We start from the raw sequence: 2,935 nt of genomic DNA on the forward strand, positions 1-2,935 counted from the left end.
CGCCACCAGCCCGCCAACGTGATCAGAGGCGCAAAACTCTAGTTCCGGGTGGTCCAAAGTTCGGTCTCGCTGCACAAAAACCCCGAGACTCTAACTGCCGCTGGATGAAAATGCAGTGGCAGGTCACTGGAGGCCGAGCACGACCGTGTTATCGTGCCGCCGCTCGTATCTAAACTGCCACGACTCTCGAACTCCTGAACTGAGGGCTCCACAATGTTTTTAAGCTGCTCGTAGTAGCCACCGTTTGTAATCTGATTGCGGTAGTATTTCGTGACGTGGTGACGGGTGATGTTGTTGGCTTGCAATTCACTCTCAGTGACGACCCGCGCCCCTTCGATGAATTTCATGACATGCCCTCTAACGGGCAGGGAATTAGCTGCGCTCGTCATTGCTACATCTTGTCCTATCGTGATGAACTGCATCCTGACCCGCAGGCCATTTACTCACCGATAGTACCCGGGGAACAATGGATCGAAACCTACCTAACTTGGTGAAGACATTGGAATTATATGCCGACCGAAGCGAGGTCGGCACGTAGCTGCTATCGACAGCAGCGGTGCGTTTCTGAGCTGTGGCTGGATCACTTCCGGACGCTTTTCGGCGCGTCACCGGTCTCGTCCGACGAGTTGATCTGACGCCAATCACCAACGCTCTCGGTTGTTCCAGTAACGATCAGCTTCCCATTCATCCGAGCAATAATCCGGCCGATGCTGGCTTCGGAAGAGGACGTCGGCGGCACATCCGCTCGCTGTACCAATGAGCGAACCGCGGCAGGTAAAGCGTCGTCGCTGCTTTAGTGCCTCCAATAGCGAAGAAAGAGTCTAACGAGTTCCTCCCGTCGCGAAGCTCCGCATGATCTCGGTCGTCAAGATTGAAGCCGAGATAAATCGCGCAGGGTCTCAGAGGATGGCCTTCTCGTCCGCGGACGGGAGCAACAAGTCTGAAAACATCGGCGTGAACTTTCCGAACGTTGCGAGTGTTGTCGCTGGTGAGATCCGGTCGACTTTGACCTTCGCACCCGGTCCGACCGCTTTCGATGATCAGTGCGAATAAAGGCTTCGAGTATGTTCGTATCAATGCTGCGGTTTCGATGGATTCGAGGGGCCTGCTGTGTTCAGTCGCATAAGCATCGAGTTTTCCTCTAACAAGGATCGGAGATCGCAATGGTGAGCCGCACCGTACCTTGTCGGCACGAATGTCAGGCCTGGCGGCCCGACATGTTTCCCCGAGTTCCGGACGATCTTTTCGAGGAGGGGTCCAACAGGTGATCGCGCACAGCCTCCCCTGCCACTCATCTTCAACAGCAATACGTCGTACCCACAATGTCGGGTTCGCAACCAATGTCCAAAGGTCCACGCTGAGGTTCATGTGAGGACGAGCGGATCTGGGCCGCTCGCAAAACTCCAACTGTCGCGTTCCTTACATCTGGGTTCCGGAGAAGGGCCTGCGAGTGTCGCCATCCTCGTTGCCGACCTTCTTCATGGCGCGGCGAGCAACTTGCCGATCTCCGCGTCGCCGTTGGCGGAGATGGTGGCGACCTGGGCGATCTCTTCGTTCGAGGTGACCTTCTTGGAGTTATTCTGGAGGTCTGCAGCAACGGCCTCGATTGCAAGCTCGATGCCACGCTTGAGGTCTAGCGGGTGCGGGGCGACGGCTTCGTTCAATCTCGCTTCCGTGAGCCATCCACGACGCAGCGCGCAGCTGGCCTTGGCCCGGCGACCTCACGGAACCCTCAAGTTCCGTCGAATCGGCAGCCGTGATTCGATCGTCGCATCGCAGGTGGCGATGCGACGCAAGAAGCACAGGACGACGGGACCCAGCGGTCTGTTCAGGGCCAGACTGACCCGATTGTTTGGCCGGCGCGGTTCGGCTCGGTGGTCAATCAATATGAAGCATGAGCTGGTTCAGCTCGCCGACAAGGTCGATTGGGACTGGATCGACGGCGAGATCGCGCCGCTCTATACCGAGAATGGCCGGCCTGGACTCGCAACCCGCTCCATCATCGGGCCGTTGCTGCTCGAGGACATTTACGGTGCGCGAGCGAGCGGGCCGATTTCGATAATGTCGTAGCTAGGAGGCACGAGGACACCTGCAGGCCGATGGTCACTGCGGCCGCTGCTAGCTCAGAGGCCGCGCCGGCGATGCGGCTAACGTCATCAGTTCATCCGTCGCCCACAACTTCGGTCGCATCCTCATCTGGCTCAGAGAACTTTTGTGCCTCATTCTGGTCAAGCTATCGCGCACGTTCCGCCCTCCCATCCCGCTCATGAGCCTCGTTAACGGAGCACCAAGTAACTCCGTCACGCAGCGACGCGGAACTCTGCAGCGGCTACTTGCACCACTCGGTAATCGTGACTTTGGTCTCGCCAGTCAAGCGCGCCTCAGTCTTGACGGGCCCGAAACTCTCGGCCAGCGTTAGCTTCCGGCCCGCGCGACACCCGCTTTTTCTTTCATTCTGACAATGAGTGTCATATGGCGCCTCAGTCTCGCACATCACACTCGTCATCACCCTGAAGCCAGTACTCACCGGCCTAATGTTGGCTCCGAACATGTCTAATCAGGCCAAGAAGCATTCTCCATTCCTCCTGGCCGAATGTGTCGGTCGCATCGCCTGAGCTCAACGAACTGACGGCGCATGATAAACAGTGCAATCATTCCGGCGCCTAGCTCCGCGATGGCTTGACTGGCCAATACTCCGCTGGAGCCAGAGATGGCCGGGAAAAACAGTACAGCCGGAATGAAGAGATAATGCCTCGCGAAACACACAACCGCGCTGAGACGCGCTCTCCCGAGCGATTGAAGCATCGTCGTGACGACAGTCTCAATACCATACAGTCCAAAAAAGAGATGGAAGACGGTGCAGGCAGAAACGGCAATTTCCCTGACGCTATCGCTATCGCTGAACAGCCCGACCAAAGGACGGACAAAAACCATA

Annotated in this window: 1 protein-coding gene and 3 pseudogenes; 1 reads left to right on the plus strand and 3 read right to left on the minus strand. The window is 57.3% G+C overall.

The features are described 5' to 3' along the window. Nucleotides 1-38: 38 nt before the first annotated feature. Together I6F20_RS37435 and groEL are read right to left on the minus strand one after the other, a co-directional pair. On the minus strand, nt 39-347 hold the full coding sequence (locus I6F20_RS37435; protein ID WP_225131534.1) for a hypothetical protein: 309 nt from the start codon (nt 345-347) through the stop codon (nt 39-41). Nucleotides 348-1,461: 1,114 nt separating this feature from the next. Continuing rightward, nucleotides 1,462-1,640: pseudogene (gene groEL / locus I6F20_RS37440) on the minus strand (chaperonin GroEL); the annotation flags it as partial. A gap of 145 nt (nt 1,641-1,785) precedes the next feature. Between groEL and I6F20_RS37445 the strand changes: the two are divergent. Then, nucleotides 1,786-2,034, plus strand: a pseudogene (locus I6F20_RS37445) (transposase); the annotation flags it as partial. Nucleotides 2,035-2,553: 519 nt separating this feature from the next. Here I6F20_RS37445 and I6F20_RS37450 read toward each other — a convergent pair. After that, nucleotides 2,554-2,935, minus strand: a pseudogene (locus I6F20_RS37450) (hypothetical protein); the annotation flags it as partial.

The organism is Bradyrhizobium sp. IC3123 (assembly GCF_020193625.1).
In the GTDB taxonomy this organism is placed as follows: domain Bacteria; phylum Pseudomonadota; class Alphaproteobacteria; order Rhizobiales; family Xanthobacteraceae; genus Bradyrhizobium; species Bradyrhizobium yuanmingense.